This window comes from Pseudomonas sp. P8_241 (assembly GCF_034008315.1).
In the GTDB taxonomy this organism is placed as follows: Bacteria; Pseudomonadota; Gammaproteobacteria; order Pseudomonadales; family Pseudomonadaceae; genus Aquipseudomonas.
This window is the reverse complement of sequence record NZ_CP125377.1, coordinates 3,595,725-3,611,363: the sequence shown is the minus strand read 5'-3', so window position 1 is coordinate 3,611,363 and position 15,639 is coordinate 3,595,725. Positions and strand designations below refer to the sequence as shown.

Annotated in this window: 15 protein-coding genes; 6 read left to right on the top strand and 9 right to left on the bottom strand. The window is 61.3% G+C overall.

Going from position 1 to position 15,639, the window contains the following annotated elements:
• Positions 1–255: 255 nt before the first annotated feature.
• From QMK58_RS16325 to QMK58_RS16315, 3 genes are all read left to right on the top strand, one after another.
• A complete protein-coding gene (locus QMK58_RS16325) occupies positions 256–1,593 on the top strand; it encodes an MFS transporter (protein ID WP_053159193.1) in 1,338 nt (445 codons plus the stop codon).
• A 25-nt stretch (positions 1,594–1,618) separates the two neighbouring features.
• Positions 1,619–2,881 carry a gallate dioxygenase gene (locus tag QMK58_RS16320; protein WP_320395039.1) on the top strand — a complete coding sequence of 421 codons (1,263 nt, stop codon included), beginning with the start codon at positions 1,619–1,621 and terminating at the stop codon, positions 2,879–2,881.
• A gap of 123 nt (positions 2,882–3,004) precedes the next feature.
• Positions 3,005–4,255 carry an OprD family porin gene (locus QMK58_RS16315; protein ID WP_320395038.1) on the top strand — a complete coding sequence of 417 codons (1,251 nt, stop codon included), beginning with the start codon at positions 3,005–3,007 and terminating at the stop codon, positions 4,253–4,255.
• Between the two features lie 19 nt (positions 4,256–4,274).
• Here the strand turns inward: QMK58_RS16315 and QMK58_RS16310 are convergent, their stop codons facing one another.
• Positions 4,275–5,513 carry a LysR family transcriptional regulator gene (locus QMK58_RS16310; RefSeq protein WP_053159200.1) on the bottom strand — a complete coding sequence of 413 codons (1,239 nt, stop codon included), beginning with the start codon at positions 5,511–5,513 and terminating at the stop codon, positions 4,275–4,277.
• 156 nt (positions 5,514–5,669) lie between these two features.
• Between QMK58_RS16310 and galB the strand changes: the two genes are divergently transcribed.
• The 3 genes from galB to QMK58_RS16295 are packed head-to-tail and all read left to right on the top strand — an operon-like array spanning position 5,670 to position 8,208.
• Positions 5,670–6,404, top strand: a complete 735-nt coding sequence (gene galB / locus QMK58_RS16305) for a 4-oxalmesaconate hydratase (protein ID WP_320395037.1) — start codon at positions 5,670–5,672, stop codon at positions 6,402–6,404.
• Positions 6,401–7,117, top strand: a complete 717-nt coding sequence (locus QMK58_RS16300; RefSeq protein ID WP_053159205.1) for a 4-carboxy-4-hydroxy-2-oxoadipate aldolase/oxaloacetate decarboxylase — start codon at positions 6,401–6,403, stop codon at positions 7,115–7,117. Before galB ends, QMK58_RS16300 begins: the two co-directional genes overlap by 4 nt.
• A gap of 2 nt (positions 7,118–7,119) precedes the next feature.
• Positions 7,120–8,208: a 4-oxalomesaconate tautomerase gene (locus QMK58_RS16295; protein WP_320395036.1), complete on the top strand. Its 1,089-nt coding sequence runs from the start codon at positions 7,120–7,122 to the stop codon at positions 8,206–8,208.
• A gap of 176 nt (positions 8,209–8,384) precedes the next feature.
• Here QMK58_RS16295 and QMK58_RS16290 read toward each other — a convergent pair whose 3' ends face one another.
• From QMK58_RS16290 to QMK58_RS16255, 8 genes are all read right to left on the bottom strand, one after another.
• Positions 8,385–9,965: an arylsulfatase gene (locus QMK58_RS16290; protein WP_053159209.1), complete on the bottom strand. Its 1,581-nt coding sequence runs from the start codon at positions 9,963–9,965 to the stop codon at positions 8,385–8,387.
• A gap of 196 nt (positions 9,966–10,161) precedes the next feature.
• Positions 10,162–10,794: an SDR family NAD(P)-dependent oxidoreductase gene (locus QMK58_RS16285; RefSeq protein WP_053159211.1), complete on the bottom strand. Its 633-nt coding sequence runs from the start codon at positions 10,792–10,794 to the stop codon at positions 10,162–10,164.
• Positions 10,791–11,438, bottom strand: coding sequence for a TetR/AcrR family transcriptional regulator (locus tag QMK58_RS16280; RefSeq protein ID WP_053159213.1), 648 nt, complete (start codon positions 11,436–11,438; stop codon positions 10,791–10,793). Before QMK58_RS16280 ends, QMK58_RS16285 begins: the two co-directional genes overlap by 4 nt.
• A 127-nt stretch (positions 11,439–11,565) precedes the next feature.
• Positions 11,566–12,390 carry an SDR family NAD(P)-dependent oxidoreductase gene (locus QMK58_RS16275; protein WP_053159216.1) on the bottom strand — a complete coding sequence of 275 codons (825 nt, stop codon included), beginning with the start codon at positions 12,388–12,390 and terminating at the stop codon, positions 11,566–11,568.
• Between the two features lie 29 nt (positions 12,391–12,419).
• Positions 12,420–12,836, bottom strand: a complete 417-nt coding sequence (locus QMK58_RS16270) for a MaoC family dehydratase (protein ID WP_053159218.1) — start codon at positions 12,834–12,836, stop codon at positions 12,420–12,422.
• Positions 12,837–12,850: 14 nt separating this feature from the next.
• Entirely contained in the window at positions 12,851–13,291 is a 441-nt protein-coding gene (locus QMK58_RS16265; protein WP_053159220.1) for a MaoC family dehydratase N-terminal domain-containing protein, read from the bottom strand.
• A gap of 30 nt (positions 13,292–13,321) precedes the next feature.
• Entirely contained in the window at positions 13,322–14,506 is a 1,185-nt protein-coding gene (locus QMK58_RS16260) for a lipid-transfer protein (RefSeq protein ID WP_053159221.1), read from the bottom strand.
• A gap of 27 nt (positions 14,507–14,533) precedes the next feature.
• The gene (locus tag QMK58_RS16255) at positions 14,534–15,634 is read right to left on the bottom strand and encodes an acyl-CoA dehydrogenase family protein (protein WP_320396542.1); all 1,101 of its coding nucleotides are present in this window, start codon (positions 15,632–15,634) and stop codon (positions 14,534–14,536) included.
• Positions 15,635–15,639: the final 5 nt, after the last annotated feature.

Below are 15,639 nucleotides of genomic sequence, written 5' to 3'. Positions count from 1 at the left end.
GCGGTTGCCAATCGAGAAAGCCGCTCTTGTGCATTTGGCACCGTCCTGAGCCTTGAAGCCACGCCGTTTGGCCGCGTAATGACCCGCTGCACGTCATCCGATAAGAAAAACAGATACCTGTTTAAGGATTTCCCAGAGGCGCCGCAGACAACTGCGGCTTTAAAGTCATGCCCAATGTTCGGCTGTCGGACGGCCTCTGGCTTGCACCGATCTCCAGGCCGTACGGTACTTCTACAAAAACAAGAAGGTAAAAGCATGAGTCACGAAACGGTCGACATCAAAGCGTGGATCGACAACCGACCGGTTGCCGGGTACCAGTGGCTCATCATGAGCCTGTGTTTCTTCATTGTGCTTTTCGATGGCCTCGATGTCGCGGTCATGGGTTTTATCGCGCCATCGCTGATACAGGAGTGGGGGTTGTCCAAAGCCGCTTTTGGCCCGGTCATGAGTGCCGGGATGGTCGGGCTGGCCATCGGTGCCCTGACCGCTGGCCCTTACGCTGACCGTGTGGGGCGCAAGAAAGTGCTGCTGTTGGCCGTGACGGGGTTCAGTGTGTTGAGCCTGGCGTGTGCGTTTGCGCGTAACCCCTATGAGCTGGCGGCCTTGCGCCTGTTGACCGGTGTGGCCCTGGGCGCCGCGATGCCCAATACCACCACACTGCTTGCCGAGTACCTGCCAGAGCGCAATCGCTCGCTGTTCATCACCATCATGTTTACCGGGTTCAACATGGGATCGGGACTGGGTGGTTTGTTGGCAGCCTGGTTGATTCCGCTGTATGGCTGGAAATCGGTGTTGCTGGCCGGCGGCATTCTGCCAATGGTGCTGCTGCCTTTCCTCTGGTTGTTTCTGCCCGAGTCCGCACGTTTCCTGGCAGCGCGCAATGCACCCGCCGCCCAGATCGCCAAAGTACTGAACAAGCTTGGGGGCAAATTCACGGCAACGACTGACTTCACCCTCGCCGAACCCCAGGCTCAGCACAAGGCACCGGTGCGCATGCTGTTCACCGAACGATATCGGGCCGGCACACTGGCGCTATGGCTGACCTATTTCATGGGCCTGCTGGTGATCTACCTGACCATGGGCTGGATGCCGACCCTGTTGCGCGAAGGCGGTCTGTCCATCGAGCGGGCAGCCACCATCACCGGCCTGTTCCAGATCGGCGGTACTGTCGGGGCGATTGTGGTGGGCTGGATCATGGACCGACGCAACCCGAACGGCGTAATCGCCACCTCCTATGCGCTGGGTGGCGTGTTTATCCTGCTGCTGGGGGCCTTTAGCCTGGAATCGAGCTTGCTGGCGCTTGGCGTGATCGCCGCCGGTTTCTGCATGAGCGGCGCGCAGACGGGCCTCAACGCGTTTGCCCCCGGTTATTACCCGACGGATTTCCGTGCAACGGGCGTCAGCTGGATGCTCGGCATCGGTCGTTTCGGCGGGATCTTTGGTTCTCTCATCGGTGGTGCGGTGCTCAGTCTCGGGTTGGGCCTGCCGTTGCTGTTCGCCCTGTTGAGCGTGCCGGCCTTCATTGCCGCACTGGCGATCCTCGCCAACGGTCTTGCACGGCGTCGGGTCAACCGGGCTCTGTTGGCGCAATAATCTTTTTCGAACACAGGAACTCGTCATGGCACGCATTATCGGTGGCCTCGCTGTATCCCATACACCTACCATCGGCTTCGCCGTCGATCACGATAAACAGCATGAAGCGGCGTGGGCGCCGATTTTCGAAGGCTTCGAACCGATCAAGGTATGGTTGAAGGAGCAACAGCCGGATGTGCTGTTCTACATCTTCAACGACCATGTGACGTCGTTCTTCTTCGACCACTATGGCGCGTTCTCCCTCGGCGTTGATGAGCGTTACGAGGTCGCCGACGAAGGTGGCAATCCGCGCTCGCTGCCCGCAGTGGGCGGGCATGCCGCGTTGTCGCGGCACATTGGTCAAAGCCTGATGGCCGATGAGTTCGACATGAGCTTCTTCCGCGACAAGCCGCTGGACCACGGGTTTTTCTCGCCGATGTCGGCGTTGTTGCCCTGTGATCCGGCGTGGCCGGTGCAGATCGTACCGCTGCAAGTGGGGGTGTTGCAGTTCCCGATCCCCAGTGCGTTGCGCTGCTATAAGTTGGGTCAGGCCCTGCGTCGCGCGATTGAAAGCTATCCCGAAGACTTGAAGGTGGCCATTGTCGCCACTGGCGGTGTGTCCCATCAGGTGCATGGCGAACGCTGCGGATTCAACAACCCGCAGTGGGATGAGCAGTTCATCGATCTGCTGGTCAACGACCCGCAGCGCCTGACCGAACTGACCCACGCCGAGTACGCCACCCTGGGCGGGATGGAAGGCTCGGAGGTCATCACCTGGCTGATCATGCGCGGCGCGTTGTCGGCCACGGTGAAAAATCTGCATCAGGACTATTACCTGCCATCCATGACCGGTATCGCGACCCTGTTGCTGGAAAACCAGGACCGTGCGCTGCCTGCCGACGTCAACGCACGCCACTTGCAGCACATGCAGCACCAGTTGGCCGGCATCGAAAAACTCGAGGGCACCTATCCATTCACTCTGGAGCGCAGCGCCAAGGGCTATCGCCTCAACAAGTTCCTGCACCGCATGATCGAGCCGCAATGGCGCCAGCGCTTTCTCGAAACGCCGGAAGCGTTGTTCGATGAAGGCGGCCTGAGCGACGAGGAACGGGATCTGTTGCGCCGCCGTGACTGGCGCGGGCTGATTCAGTACGGGGCGATCTTCTTCGTGCTGGAGAAACTCGCGGCGGTCCTCGGGATTCCCAACCTGCAGGTCTACGCCGCCATGCGTGGACAGAGCCTGGAGGCGTTCATGAAAACCCGAAATCAGCAGGTGCTCTACTCGGTGGCGGGCAAAGGCCCGCGCTGAACTTCAGCAGTGAGCGCGGCTCGTCCCGGGCCGCTTTCGATTTTTTTCTTCTTGAACTTGCTGTGCCTGGTGATTGCGGGCGCAGGGCATTTCCTTTACTCAAAAAACCGGAAAACAATAACAATGAAAACCGTCGTTAATCATCGAATTGTCTGTTCGCTGGCAACTATCTGCGCATTACCGCTGCCAGCATCCGCCGCTGGCTTTATTGACGATGCCAGCGCCAACCTGAACCTGCGCAACGCCTACTTCAACCGCAACTACACCAACCCGGCCTACCCCCAGGGCAAAGCCGAAGAGTGGACCCAGAGCTTCATCCTCGACGCCAAGTCCGGTTTCACCCAAGGCCCAGTCGGCTTTGGTGCCGATGTGCTGGGGCTGGTCTCGGTCAAGCTCGATGGCGGCAAAGGCACCGGCGGCACGCAGCTGTTGCCGATCCATGATGATGGCCGCCCTGCCGACAGCTTCGGCCGCCTCGGTGTGGCGCTGAAAGGAAAAATCTCCAAGACCGAATTGAAGGTCGGCGAGTGGATGCCGGTGCTGCCGATCCTGCGTTCCGACGACGGCCGTTCGCTGCCGCAAACCTTCCAGGGCGGCCAGTTGACCTCCACCGAGATCAGCGGCCTGACCCTCTACGGCGGCCAGTTCCGCCAGAACAGCCCGCGCAACGATGCGAGCATGGAAGACATGTTCATGAACGGCAAATCGGCGGCCTTCAGCTCGGACCGTTTCAACTTCGGTGGCGGTGAATATGCCTTCAACGAAAAGCGCACTCAGGTTGGCGTCTGGTACGCGGAACTCAGCGACATCTACCAGCAGCAGTATTTCAACCTGAGCCACAGCCAGCCCATCGGCGACTGGACCCTGGGCGCCAACCTCGGTTACTTCATCGGCAAGGAAGACGGCAGTGCCCTGGCCGGCGACCTCGACAACAAGACCGCGTTCGCGCTGCTCTCGGCCAAGTACGGCGGCAACACTTTCTATGTCGGCCTGCAGAAACTCAGCGGCGACGATGTGTGGATGCGCGTCAATGGCACCAGCGGCGGCACCCTGGCCAACGACAGCTACAACTCCAGCTACGACAACGCCCGGGAAAAATCCTGGCAAGTGCGCCACGACTACAACTTCGCCGCCCTCGGTGTGCCTGGACTGACCCTGATGAACCGCTATATCAGCGGCGACAACGTGCACACCGGGGCCATCACCGACGGCACGGAATGGGGCCGTGAATCGGAACTGGCCTACACGGTGCAGAGCGGTCCGCTCAAAAGCCTCAACGTCAAATGGCGCAACGCGAGCATCCGCAAGAGCTTCAGCACGAACGAGTTCGATGAAAACCGGGTGTTTATCAGCTACCCGATCAGCCTGCTGTAAAATCAAAAGATCGCAGCCGCTACCTTGTTCCCGCGTCGGGGTGGAGCGTCGCGTTCGTCGCTTGCTCGCGGATCACCCGACGAATCATGTCCATCAGCGCCTGGGCGACAGGGGAGTGCAGGCAGCCATTGCGATAAGTCAGACCGATAGCCCGGGTGGTCTGGTTAAGCTCCAGGGGCAGAATGCACAGTTCGCCCGAAGCGATCTCCTGTTCCAGTTGATGGGCGGACACGGCGGCAAGCATGTCCGAGCGCAACAACAGGCCGCGGATGATTGCCATGTCGCCGCTTTCCACGACAGGCCGGGGCGGGGCAATGCCGAAACGGGTGAAACATTCATCAAGCATCTGCCGGGCTGGCGAGCCGGCGCGAGGCAGCACCCACCGGGCAGCGACCAATTCATCGTGCCGCACTGCTTTTGAACAGAGCGGGTGATCGCGTCGCGCCAACACCACCATGTCTTCCGTGAGCAGCGCTTCGCCGACCAGGTCGCTGGCGTAGGCCTCCGGGCGCAAGGCACCAAAGACGAAATCGACATCACCTGCACGCAGCTCTGTCGCCAGTAGATCAAACGGACTTTCGTTGGTAATCACCTGGATTCCAGGGTGTTCGGCCATCATGCGCACCATGGCTTCGGGCAATATCCGGGTGCGGCCCAAGGGTAGGGCGCCGACCTGCACCACGCCTTGCAAGGTGCCGCGCAGAGCCGTGATATCGGTCTCGATGTGGCGCAGTTCGTTCAGCGCCCGGCGGATCGCAAAGAGAATTTCGTGGCTGGCACGGGTGGGCTGCAATCCGCGAGGCGTGCGCTCGAACAGCGGTTGGCCGCACCCGCTTTCCATCACCTTGATGGTCGAGCTGATGGCCGGCTGGCTCAGGCCGAGCAGGCTGGCGACGGTCTGCATGTGGCGGGTTTCGCAGAGTTTGACGAACACTTGCAGGCGCCGGGCCTGGAATAGATAAAGCGGTTCGACCGCACGCTTATCCGCGCCATCGAGCAGTCGCGGCACACTGTCGAGTTCGGCCAGCACGCGACGTGCCCGCGGCAGCAAGCGCTCGCCGAAATCGGTCAGACGCATGCCGTTGGCGTGGCGTTCGAACAAGGGCACATCGAGCCGTGCCTCCAGTTCGGAGATCGACCGGGTCACCACGGACTGAGCGCGAAACAACGCAACAGAGGCCCTGGAAACACTCCCGTGATCGGCCACCCGGACAAAGGCGCGTACGTGCATCAGGCTGGGCAGTTCGGTGGATTCCATGGGGCTCGGGCTCTGCGAAGGGGCTTTGGAGCGCAACTATGCCGCTGCCATTTTCGGATGGCAATAAAAAAAACGCATACCTAAAACACTTCAATGCATTACTCCTGGGGCGAGTCGCAGTGCGATGCTCGTTCGAAACGCATGAGGAGTTTCGCAATGATCGAGTCACCGAAAAACGCGCTGGTCGTCAGCGCCCACTCTGCCGATTTCGTCTGGCGTGCGGGCGGTGCCATCGCGCTGCATGCGCAACAGGGTTATGCCGTGCACATCGTCTGCCTGTCGTTCGGTGAGCGCGGTGAGTCCGCCAAGCTGTGGCGCAAGGGCCAGATGAGCGAAGAAAAAGTCAAAAGCGCTCGGCGTGAAGAGGCCCAGGCGGCGGCCGATATCCTGGGGGCCAGCGTCGAGTTCTTCGACATCGGTGACTACCCGATGCGGGCCGACAAGGACACTCTGTTTCGCCTGGCGGATGTGTTTCGTCGCGTCCAGCCCGAGTTTGTCCTCAGCCACTCGCAGAAAGACCCTTACAACTACGATCACCCATTGGCCATGAACCTCACGCAGGAGGCGCGCATCATCGCCCAGGCCGAAGGCTACAAGCCGGGGGAGAAAATTGTCGGTGCGCCGCCGGTCTACAGCTTCGAGCCGCATCAGCCCGAGCAATGCGAATGGCGCCCCGATGTGTTGCTGGACATCACCTCGGTCTGGGACAAGAAGTACGCGGCCATCCAGTGCATGGCCGGTCAGGAACACCTCTGGGAGTACTACACACGCGTCGCGCTGCAGCGCGGTGTGCAGGCCAAGCGCAACGTTGGCATCACCTCCAGTCGTGACATCGTTTATGGCGAGGGCTACCAGAGCATCTTCCCCCGTGTCACGGAGAACCTGGCATGAGCGAGCTGATCGGAAAGACCGGCGTTGTCGTACGCCACATCGCCAGGGCCGAGCAGGCCCTGGTCGATGAACTGGGGCGCTTCGGTGTCGCGACCATTCACGAGTCTCAAGGGCGAAAAGGCCTGTTGACGTCTGCGATCACGCCGATTCAACGAGGGTCGGTCGTCAGCGGTTCGGTGGTCACGGTGCTGGTTGCGCCGGGCGATAACTGGATGTTCCATGTGGCGGTGGAGCAGTGCCGCCCCGGCGATATCCTGGTGGTTGCCCCCAGCTCACCGTGCACCGACGGTTACTTCGGCGACCTGCTTGCCACTTCGCTCAAGGCCCATGGTGTACGAGCCCTGGTAATCGATGCCGGCGTGCGCGATACCCACACCCTGCGCGAGATGGGCTTCCCGGTCTGGTCCCGCGCCATCAGTGCCCAGGGCACCATCAAGGAGACCCTCGGTTCGGTCAACCTGCCGCTGGTGTGCGGCGGTCAATTGGTCAACCCGGGCGACGTGGTGGTGGCCGATGACGATGGCGTGGTCATCGTGCGTCGCGACGAAGTGGCGCAGGTTGTCGAAGCCAGTCGCGCACGCGCTGACCTTGAGGAGCACAAAGCCTTGCGCCTGGCCAAGGGCGAACTGGGGCTGGACATCTACAACATGCGCCAGCGGCTCGCGGAGAAGGGCCTGCGCTACGTCGACAGCCTCGATGAGCTCGGAGATTGAACATGGGCCAGACACGCATTCCTTGCCTGTTGATGCGCGGCGGGACCTCGAAGGGCGCGTACTTCCTGGCCCGCGACTTGCCTGAACAGCACGTACTTCGCGACCGCGTGCTGCTGGCGGTCATGGGCTCGCCGGATGCGCGACAGATCGATGGCATCGGTGGCGGCGACTCGCTGACCAGCAAGGTGGCGATCATCAAACCCTCCGCACGCGCCGACGCCGATGTCGACTACCTGTTCGCCCAAGTGCTGGTCGATGAACCGCGGGTCGACTACGGCCAGAACTGCGGCAACATTCTCGCCGGTGTCGGGCCGTTCGCGATTGAGCGCGCCCTGGTGGCCGTTACGGGTGATATAACCCCGGTGCGCATTTTCATGGAAAACACCGGGCAGATCGCGATTGCTCATGTACCGACACCGGAAGGCGCTGTCAGCTATTCGGGCGCCGCGCGGATAGATGGTGTGCCAGGCTATGCAGCGCCATTGATCGTGGAGTTCGAGGATGTCGCCGGCTCCAGTTGCGGTGCTTTGTTGCCCACTGGCAACGTTGTGGATCTGTTCGATGGCGTTGAAGTCACCTGCGTCGACAACGGCATGCCAGTGGTGCTGATCCGAGCCGAAGACCTCGGGTTGAGCGGCTATGAGAGTCCGACTCAACTGGATGCCAATTCTGAATTGAAGGCCCGCCTCGAATCGATCCGCCTGCAAGCGGGGCCGAGCATGAACCTGGGCGACGTCACTCAGCGCAACGTGCCCAAAATGTGCCTGATTGCGCGGGCACAAGCGGGTGGTTCACTCAGCACCCGCACCTTTATTCCGCACCGATGCCACACCAGCATTGGCGTGTTCGGTGCGGTCAGTGTGGCGGGTGCCTGCCTGATCGAGGGCAGTGTGGCGGCGAGTGTGGCGTGTGCCGTTGATGGCGAAGTCAGGCAACTCTCGGTTGAACACCCCACGGGCGAGTTCACCGTAGAATTGCGTCTGCGCAATGATCGTTTGATCAGTTGCGGGCTGATGAGAACTGCCCGGTTGTTATCAGATGGGGTTGTATGTATTGCGCAGACGCTATGGTCAGGCAATCAGGGCCGTTAAACGTGCTGTCCCGGCCCTCGGTAATCCGGTGGATAGGCATGGCTCATGCGCATGAGCGCGGGTAAGCGTCCGCACAGCCGAAGGCCGCCAGTCAGAAAGCAATTGCCCCCGTAGCGGCGCAGGGGGCAACGCGGTACAAGAAATCAGGGCGTCCACGCGGCAGTGGACGACACCTGTCACTGCCTGGCCTGGGCTTTATTGTTCTGTTCGATTTTCGCGTCTACCGCAGCGCGGATCTGATCGATGCTGAAGCTGGCCGGTTTCTGGCTAGGTGGATACTCGACGAAGGTTTGCAGGAACCTCGCTGCCTTGGCCACCCCGGCCGCCAGCAAGTAAGAGTTCTTTACCGTCCAGTCGTAATACTGGTCAGACACTGTGTCGGCCCTTTCATACGGGTCCATCCGCAGGTTAAACAGTTTCGGGACGCGCAACGGCACAAAAGGGCTGCTCCATACCGCAAAACCACCGGGCTCACGCTGTTCGGCGAAGACCACCTTCCAATGGTCGTAACGCATCGACACCAGCACGCCGTCGTCGTTGAAGTAGTAGAACTCCTTGCGCTCGCCTTTAGGCTGCTGGCCCGTCAGATACGGCAACTGGTTGTAGCCATCGAGGTGCACCTTGAAGTTGTTCCCGCCGGAGGTCGGTGCCCAGCCCTTGAGCAGCTTGTTCTTCACGTCGGCATCGCCAGCGGCCGCCAGCAAGGTCGGGAACCAGTCCATGCCCGAGAACATCTCGTTGGACACTTCGCCGGCCTTGATCTTGCCTGGCCAGCGCACAATCGCCGGTACGCGGTAAGCACCTTCCCAGTTCGAGTTCTTCTCGTTACGGAACGGCGTGGTCGCCGCGTCCGGCCAGGAGAACTGGTTCGGGCCGTTGTCGGTGGTGTAGACGACGATGGTGTTGTCGGTGATTTTCAGGTCGTCGAGGGTTTTCAGCAGTTTGCCGACGTCCCCGTCGTGCTCGATCATGCCGTCCGCATAATCGTTGCCGGGCATGCCGCTTTGGCCCTTCATCGATTCACGCACATGGGTGAACAAGTGCATGCGCGTGGTGTTCATCCAGACGAAAAACGGTTTGTCCGCCTTGGCCTGTTTCTCGATGAAGGCTTGCGCAGCGGCGGTGGTTTCGTCGTCGATGGTTTCCATGCGCTTGCTGGTCAGCGCGCCGGTGTCTTCGATCTTGCCGTCGGCGTAGCTGTGGATTACGCCTCGCGGTGTGCGGGATTTGACGAAGTCCGGATCATCCTTCGGCCAATACGCACGCTCGGGTTCTTCTTCGGCATTGAGGTGGTACAGGTTGCCGAAGAACTCATCGAAACCGTGGTTGGTGGGAAGAAACTCGTCCTTGTCGCCCAGGTGATTCTTGCCGAACTGACCGGTCGCGTAGCCCTGGGACTTGAGGGCCTGGGCGAGGGTGATGTCACGCTTTTGCAGGCCAATGGGCGCACCCGGTACGCCGACCTTGGTCAGGCCGGTACGCAACGGCGACTGACCGGTGATGAATGACGAGCGCCCGGCAGTGCAGCTGTTCTCCGCATAGTAGTCGGTGAACAGCATGCCTTCGTGGGCGATGCGGTCGATGTTTGGCGTCTTGTAGCCGACCACGCCCATCGAATAGGCACTGATGTTGGTCTGGCCGATATCGTCGCCGAAGATCACCAGAATGTTGGGTTTGTCAGCGGCATTCGCCGCCATTGCCATGACCGTTGTCGCTACGAAGGCGAGTCCGGGCAGCCACTTTTTAATGCGAGTCATCAGACTGGCTCCTTGTTGACGGGCGTCGCGCAGGGCGACCAGTGGCCATGTTCGAGCGTCATCAAAAGGTTTGCGCCACCCACATCAGGTGGCCATGACCTGTAGGAGCTGCCGCAGGCTGCGATCTTTTGACTTTGGCTTTTTCAAGATCAAAAGATCGCAGCCTGCGGCAGCTCCTACGTTGAACCGCGCGGCGTCAGGCATTGCGGTGGTCGATGTGCAACACCGCGCCGGTTACGCTGGCGCCTGCACCGCTGGCCAGCAACAACAACGGCCCGTTGAGTTCTTGCAGGCCGGTGTCCTTGTCACGTCCGGCAGCGATGACATTGACGCGAATGCGGTGCGGCGTCAGCGACTGGGCCATGGCCCGGCTCATGCGGATCAGGCTGCTGTTGGGCCGCAGGCAGGGGTTGGGCGAGCTGATCGGGCGCGGTGGCGGGTCGATGTTGACGATGCTGCCGCCACGCTCGGCCTTGATCATGTGCAGGCTGGTGCAATGCACGAGATGATTGTTTAGCGCCACGTGTTCTCGCTCGGCACTGTTGTTGATCAATACATCGACACTGCCGAAGCGTTTTTCAACGGCAACCAGCGCCGCTTCGATGCTGGCGCGTCGAGCGCTATCGAGGTCGACGATCAAGACTTCGCCACCTTCCCAGCGCAGGTCCGCCGCCAGTTGTTTCAGTTGAGATGGGTGTTGTGCGCCGATGGCTACACGCGCTCCGGCGCGGCTGATCAGGCTGGCGAAATGCGCGCCGAGCCGGGTGCTGGCGTCAGCGACCAGCACGGTTTTTCCAGCCATGGAGAACCGTTGCATGAGATCACTCATGACCGTGCCTCCATCGGTGCGCTGCGGCGAGTAATCGCCGGGCGGCGGGTGGGGGCGCGGGGTGTTGCAACGGGGACGGCGCCAAGCATTTTCATCACCAGGTCCGAGTAATGTCGGATCACCTCGTCGATGCTCCAACGGCCATCGGCCTGATACCAAATGCAAGCGTGGGTAAGCATGTTGAACAGGGTGCGGGCCATCAGCTTCGGCTCTGCGCAACTCAGCGAGCCTTCTTGAACGCCTTGTTCCAGAAGATCCTGCATTCCCTTGAGGTAGAGCCGACGAGCCTGGCGCACCAGGGTCAGGGATTGTTCGTCCAGGCTTCTGAATTCCAGATTGCCGAGCACAGCCTGGTCCTGATGTTCCAGGTGATAGCGCACATGGCAGGCAATGAACGCACGCAGTTTGAACGCGGCATTGGCAGCGGTGGCAGGGCGCTGGCGTTGCCATTCGTGGGACAAACCCTGGAAGTATTCGAGGATCAGTTCCAGTAGCAACTCGCTTTTGCCTTTGTAGTAGAGGTACAGCGTCGAAGCGTTGATTCCCGATTCGGCCGCCAGTTGACGAAGGCTCATCGACTCGTAGCCGTTACGCGAAATCAGCTTGATGGCAGCCAGGCGGATGGTGCTTTCGGTCATGTTCATGGTGTGATCCTGCGATCCCTGTAGAAGCGTGCTTGCTCGCGATGGTCGTCAACGATGACACTGGCTGTCTGATTGGACGTCCATCGCGAGCATCCGAGCGTCGGCCGGCTGCTCCTACAGTTTTGGGTTATTGCAGATTGCCAGCGACGGCGATGGTCTGCGCCGTGATGTAGTTCGATTCCGGCGAGCAGAACAGGTACACGGCGTCGGCCGCTTCCTTGGTGGTGCCGGGGCGACCCAACGGGTTGCGCTGGGCGAACGACTTGGCCGCTTCCGGGCTGATGCCGACCCGAATGTCACGACCTTCGATGTTCACCGTGGCGCCGGCATGGGCGTCGGCGCTGGTCATGCGGGTTTCGATGAAACCGAAAGCCACCGCGTTGACGTTGACCTTGAAGCGGCCCCATTCCCGCGCCAGGGCACGGGTCATGCCCAGCACGCCGGCCTTGGCCGATGAGTAGTTCATCTGCCCGGCGTTGCCGTTGAGGGCTGAAACAGAAGAGATGTTCACCACTTTACGGAACACTTCGCGTTCTGCGACGGCGTCTGCCTGGGCTTGCGCCTTGATGATCGGGTAGGCGGCACGCAGGATGCGGAACGGTGCGGTCATATGGCAGTCGAGAATCGCGTACCACTGCTCGTCGCTCATCTTCTGGATCACATCGTCCCAGGTGTAGCCGGCATTGTTGACGATGATGTCGATGCCGTTGAAGTGGTCCATCGCAGTCTTGATGTAGCGCTCGGCGAAGTCCGGGGCGCTGACGTTACCGTGGCAGACAGCGGCTTCGCCGCCCATCTTGCGGATCATTTCAGCGGTTTCGTGGGCCGGGTCGGCGTCGAGGTCGTTGATCACGATGCGCGCGCCTTCGCTCGCCAGTTTCAAAGCGATCTGCTGGCCGATGCCACGACCGGATCCGGTGACCAGTGCGATTTTGCCGTCAAGTTTTGCCATGGGTGTTGCTCCTCGATTATTGGGATTGTTTACAGAGCGATCTCAGCGTCACCAACAATTTTGGTGTCGCCGTATTGATTGGTGGTGCGCACTTCAACCTTGATGCGTGGCTCGCCGTCGACTTCAAAGCACTCGACCACGGTGCCGGTGCAAGTGATCTGGTGGCCCAGGTGGGTGATGCCGAGAAAGCGCACGCCGAACTCGCGCAACTGGCGCTGATCGACCCACTGGGTCAGCAGTCGACCGAGGTAGGCCATCGACAACATGCCGTGGGCGAACACGTCGGGCATCCCGGCCTTGCGCGCGTAATCGGTGTCGATGTGAATGGCGTTGTAATCACCCGACGCACCGGCAAACAACGCCAGGGTGGTGCGGTTGATCGGTGGCAGGGCCAGCGGTGGCAGGGTGTCGCCGACGTTGATCTTTTCCAGGCTTATCGCGTTCATGCTTGTTCTGCGCCTCAGCTGTTGCGTTGCACGAGCACGCTGCGCAAGTCTGCGACGTGCTCACCGTGTTGATTGGTGACTCGGGTTTCGCGCACCACGAACTCCAGGGCACCGCCTTTCTTGTCGTAGATGTCGGCGATGCGCACATCAAAGCGCAGGGTGTCGCCGGCATAGGCCATGCGGTGATAACGGAACGACTCTTCACCGTGCAGGATGCGCGCGGTGACGATGCCCAGCTCGTCGCGCCAGGTGTTGGACGGGATCTGGAACTCCAGCGAGAACAGGAAGGTCGGCGGCAGCGGCAGGTTGGGATAGCCCGCGTCGCGAGCGGCCTGGTCATCGAAGTAGATCGGGTTGGTTTCCCCGGTGGCCTTGGCGAAGAAGCGCAGTTGCCCGGCTTCAGCGGTGGCGAGGAACGTGGGCAGTTGTCTGCCGATGTGCTTCTTGTCGATCATCTGAGTGACTCCTCTTCAATGCCGGCGGCTTCAGTGTTTCTGGTACACGGTGACGACGCAGGCACCGCCCAGGCCGAGGTTGTGTTGCACGGCGATACGCGCGTCCTGCACCTGGCGCTTGTCGGCGGTGCCGCGCAATTGGTGGGTCAGCTCGTAGCACTGCGCCAGGCCGGTGGCACCCAGTGGGTGGCCCTTGGAGAGCAGGCCGCCGGACGGGTTGGTCACCCACTCGCCGCCGTAGGTGTTGTCGCCGTCGTTGACCAGTTGCTCGGCGCCACCTTCGGCGCACAGGCCCAGGCCTTCGTAGGTCAGCAGCTCGTTCTGGGCGAAACAGTCGTGCAACTCGATCACGTCGATGTCTTTGGGCCCGATGCCGGCCTGGTTGTAGGCGATGTCGGCGGCCATGCGCGTCATGTCGAAACCGACCACGCGGATCATGTCCTTGGCGTCGTAGGTGCTCGGCAGGTCGGTAGTCAACGCCTGGCCGGCCATCAACACATCGGTGCGCAGGCCGTGCTTTTTCGCGAAGGCTTCGGAGACCACGATGGTCGCGGCGGCGCCGCAGGTTGGCGGGCAGGCCATCAAGCGGGTCAGTACGCCTTCCCAGAGCATGGGCGCAGCCAGGACTTCTTCGGTGCTGACCACGTTGCGGAACACCGCCAGCGGGTTGTTGGCCGCGTGGCGGCTGGCCTTGGCGCGGATCTTGGCGAAAGTTTCCAGTTGGGTGCCGTACTTCTGCATATGGGCGTAACCGGCACCGGCGAACTGGCGGATCGCGGTGGGCAGGTCGGGCATGCCGACCAGTTCGTTGGTCAGCGTGAGGGCGCGCTCGGTGGCCGGGGCACGGTCGGTCCAGGCGGATTTGAGCGCACCCGGATTCATCTGCTCAAACCCAAACGCGAGGGCGCAATCCACCGCACCGCTGGCCACGGCCTGACGGGCGAGGAACAGTGCGCTGGAGCCGGTGGCGCAGTTGTTGTTGACGTTGATCAGCGCGATTCCGGTCATGCCCACGCGATACAGGGCTTTCTGGCCGCAGGTGGAGTCGCCGTAGACGTAACCGGCGTAGGCCTGCTGGATGTCGCGAACGTCCAGGCCGCAATCGGCCAAGGCCAGGCGAATGGCTTGTTCACCCATGATGTCGTAGGGCTCATTGGTCCCCGGTTTCTTGAACTGGATCATGCCGACGCCAGCCACGAACACTTTTTGGCTCATCGTTGTTTTCCTTGCTGTTTGAGAGATTCAGAGCTTGCGCGCGATCATTTCGCGCATGACTTCACTGGTGCCGCCGTAGATGCGGTTGACGCGCATGTCGACGAACGCACGGGCAATCGGGTACTCCATCATGTAGCCGTAGCCGCCGTGCAGCTGGACCATGTCGTCGATGCATTTCCACAGGGTTTCGGTGGTGTAGAGCTTGGCGATGGCCGCTTCTTCGAGGGTCAACCGGCGGCGCATGTGCTCGCCCAGGTAGTAGTCGACCATCACCCGCATGGCGGTGGCTTGAGCCTTTATGTCAGCGAGCTTGAATTTGCTGTTCTGGAAGTCCCACACGGTCTGGTTGAAAGCCTTGCGGTCCTTCACGTAGTCGAGGGTCTGCTCCAGCAGACGCTCGAGCTTGGCGGCGGCGGACACGGCGATGGAGAAACGTTCCTGGGGCAGTTCGCCCATCAGGTAGACGAAGCCCTGGCCTTCTTCGCCGAGGCGGTTGCCCACCGGCACGCGCACGTTGTCGAAGAACAGTTCGGCGGTGTCCTGGGCGTGCTGCCCGACTTTCTCCAGTTTGCGCCCGTGCTTGAAGCCGGGGCGATGGGTTTCCACGGCGATCAGGCTGATGCCCTTGGCGCCAGCGGCCGGGTCGGTCTTGCACACGACGATCACCAGATCGGCGGTCAGGCCGTTGCTGATGAACGTCTTGCTGCCATTGATCACGTACTCGTCGCCATCGCGTACGGCTGTGGTGCGCACGGCCTTGAGGTCGCTGCCGGTACCGGGCTCGGTCATGGCGATAGCGAGGATGGTTTCGCCGGAGCAGATGCCCGGTAGCCATTGCTGTTTCTGTTCGTCGTTGCCGCAACGATTGATGTAGGGGGCGATGACGTCGGAGTGCATGCCGAAGTAGGCACCGCTGATACCGGCCCGGGCGAACTCTTCGTTGAACACTGCGCAGTGGCCGAAATCGCCACCGCCACCACCGTATTCCGTGGGCAGGGTGATGCCGAGCAAGCCTTCGCGGCCGGCCTTGAGCCAGGTTTCGCGGTCGACTTGACCGGCCTTGTCCCACGAGGCCTGACGGGGCAGGCATTCACGCTCGAAAAAACGGCGCACGGTGGTGCGGAACATTTCAT

Excerpts from the sequence above, each read along its gene's own strand:
- QMK58_RS16255 (WP_320396542.1), bottom strand. The coding sequence starts at position 15,634 with ATGTTCCGCACCACCGTGCGCCGTTTTTTCGAGCGTGAATGCCTGCCC.
- QMK58_RS16270 (WP_053159218.1), bottom strand. The coding sequence starts at position 12,836 with ATGAACGCGATAAGCCTGGAAAAGATCAACGTCGGCGACACCCTGCCA.
- QMK58_RS16265 (WP_053159220.1), bottom strand. The coding sequence starts at position 13,291 with ATGATCGACAAGAAGCACATCGGCAGACAACTGCCCACGTTCCTCGCC.
- QMK58_RS16290 (WP_053159209.1), bottom strand. The coding sequence starts at position 9,965 with ATGACTCGCATTAAAAAGTGGCTGCCCGGACTCGCCTTCGTAGCGACA.
- QMK58_RS16325 (WP_053159193.1), top strand. The coding sequence starts at position 256 with ATGAGTCACGAAACGGTCGACATCAAAGCGTGGATCGACAACCGACCG.
- QMK58_RS16275 (WP_053159216.1), bottom strand. The coding sequence starts at position 12,390 with ATGGCAAAACTTGACGGCAAAATCGCACTGGTCACCGGATCCGGTCGT.
- QMK58_RS16295 (WP_320395036.1), top strand. The coding sequence starts at position 7,120 with ATGGGCCAGACACGCATTCCTTGCCTGTTGATGCGCGGCGGGACCTCG.
- QMK58_RS16310 (WP_053159200.1), bottom strand. The coding sequence starts at position 5,513 with ATGGAATCCACCGAACTGCCCAGCCTGATGCACGTACGCGCCTTTGTC.
- galB (WP_320395037.1), top strand. The coding sequence starts at position 5,670 with ATGATCGAGTCACCGAAAAACGCGCTGGTCGTCAGCGCCCACTCTGCC.
- QMK58_RS16300 (WP_053159205.1), top strand. The coding sequence starts at position 6,401 with ATGAGCGAGCTGATCGGAAAGACCGGCGTTGTCGTACGCCACATCGCC.
- QMK58_RS16260 (WP_053159221.1), bottom strand. The coding sequence starts at position 14,506 with ATGAGCCAAAAAGTGTTCGTGGCTGGCGTCGGCATGATCCAGTTCAAG.
- QMK58_RS16320 (WP_320395039.1), top strand. The coding sequence starts at position 1,619 with ATGGCACGCATTATCGGTGGCCTCGCTGTATCCCATACACCTACCATC.
- QMK58_RS16315 (WP_320395038.1), top strand. The coding sequence starts at position 3,005 with ATGAAAACCGTCGTTAATCATCGAATTGTCTGTTCGCTGGCAACTATC.
- QMK58_RS16280 (WP_053159213.1), bottom strand. The coding sequence starts at position 11,438 with ATGAACATGACCGAAAGCACCATCCGCCTGGCTGCCATCAAGCTGATT.
- QMK58_RS16285 (WP_053159211.1), bottom strand. The coding sequence starts at position 10,794 with ATGAGTGATCTCATGCAACGGTTCTCCATGGCTGGAAAAACCGTGCTG.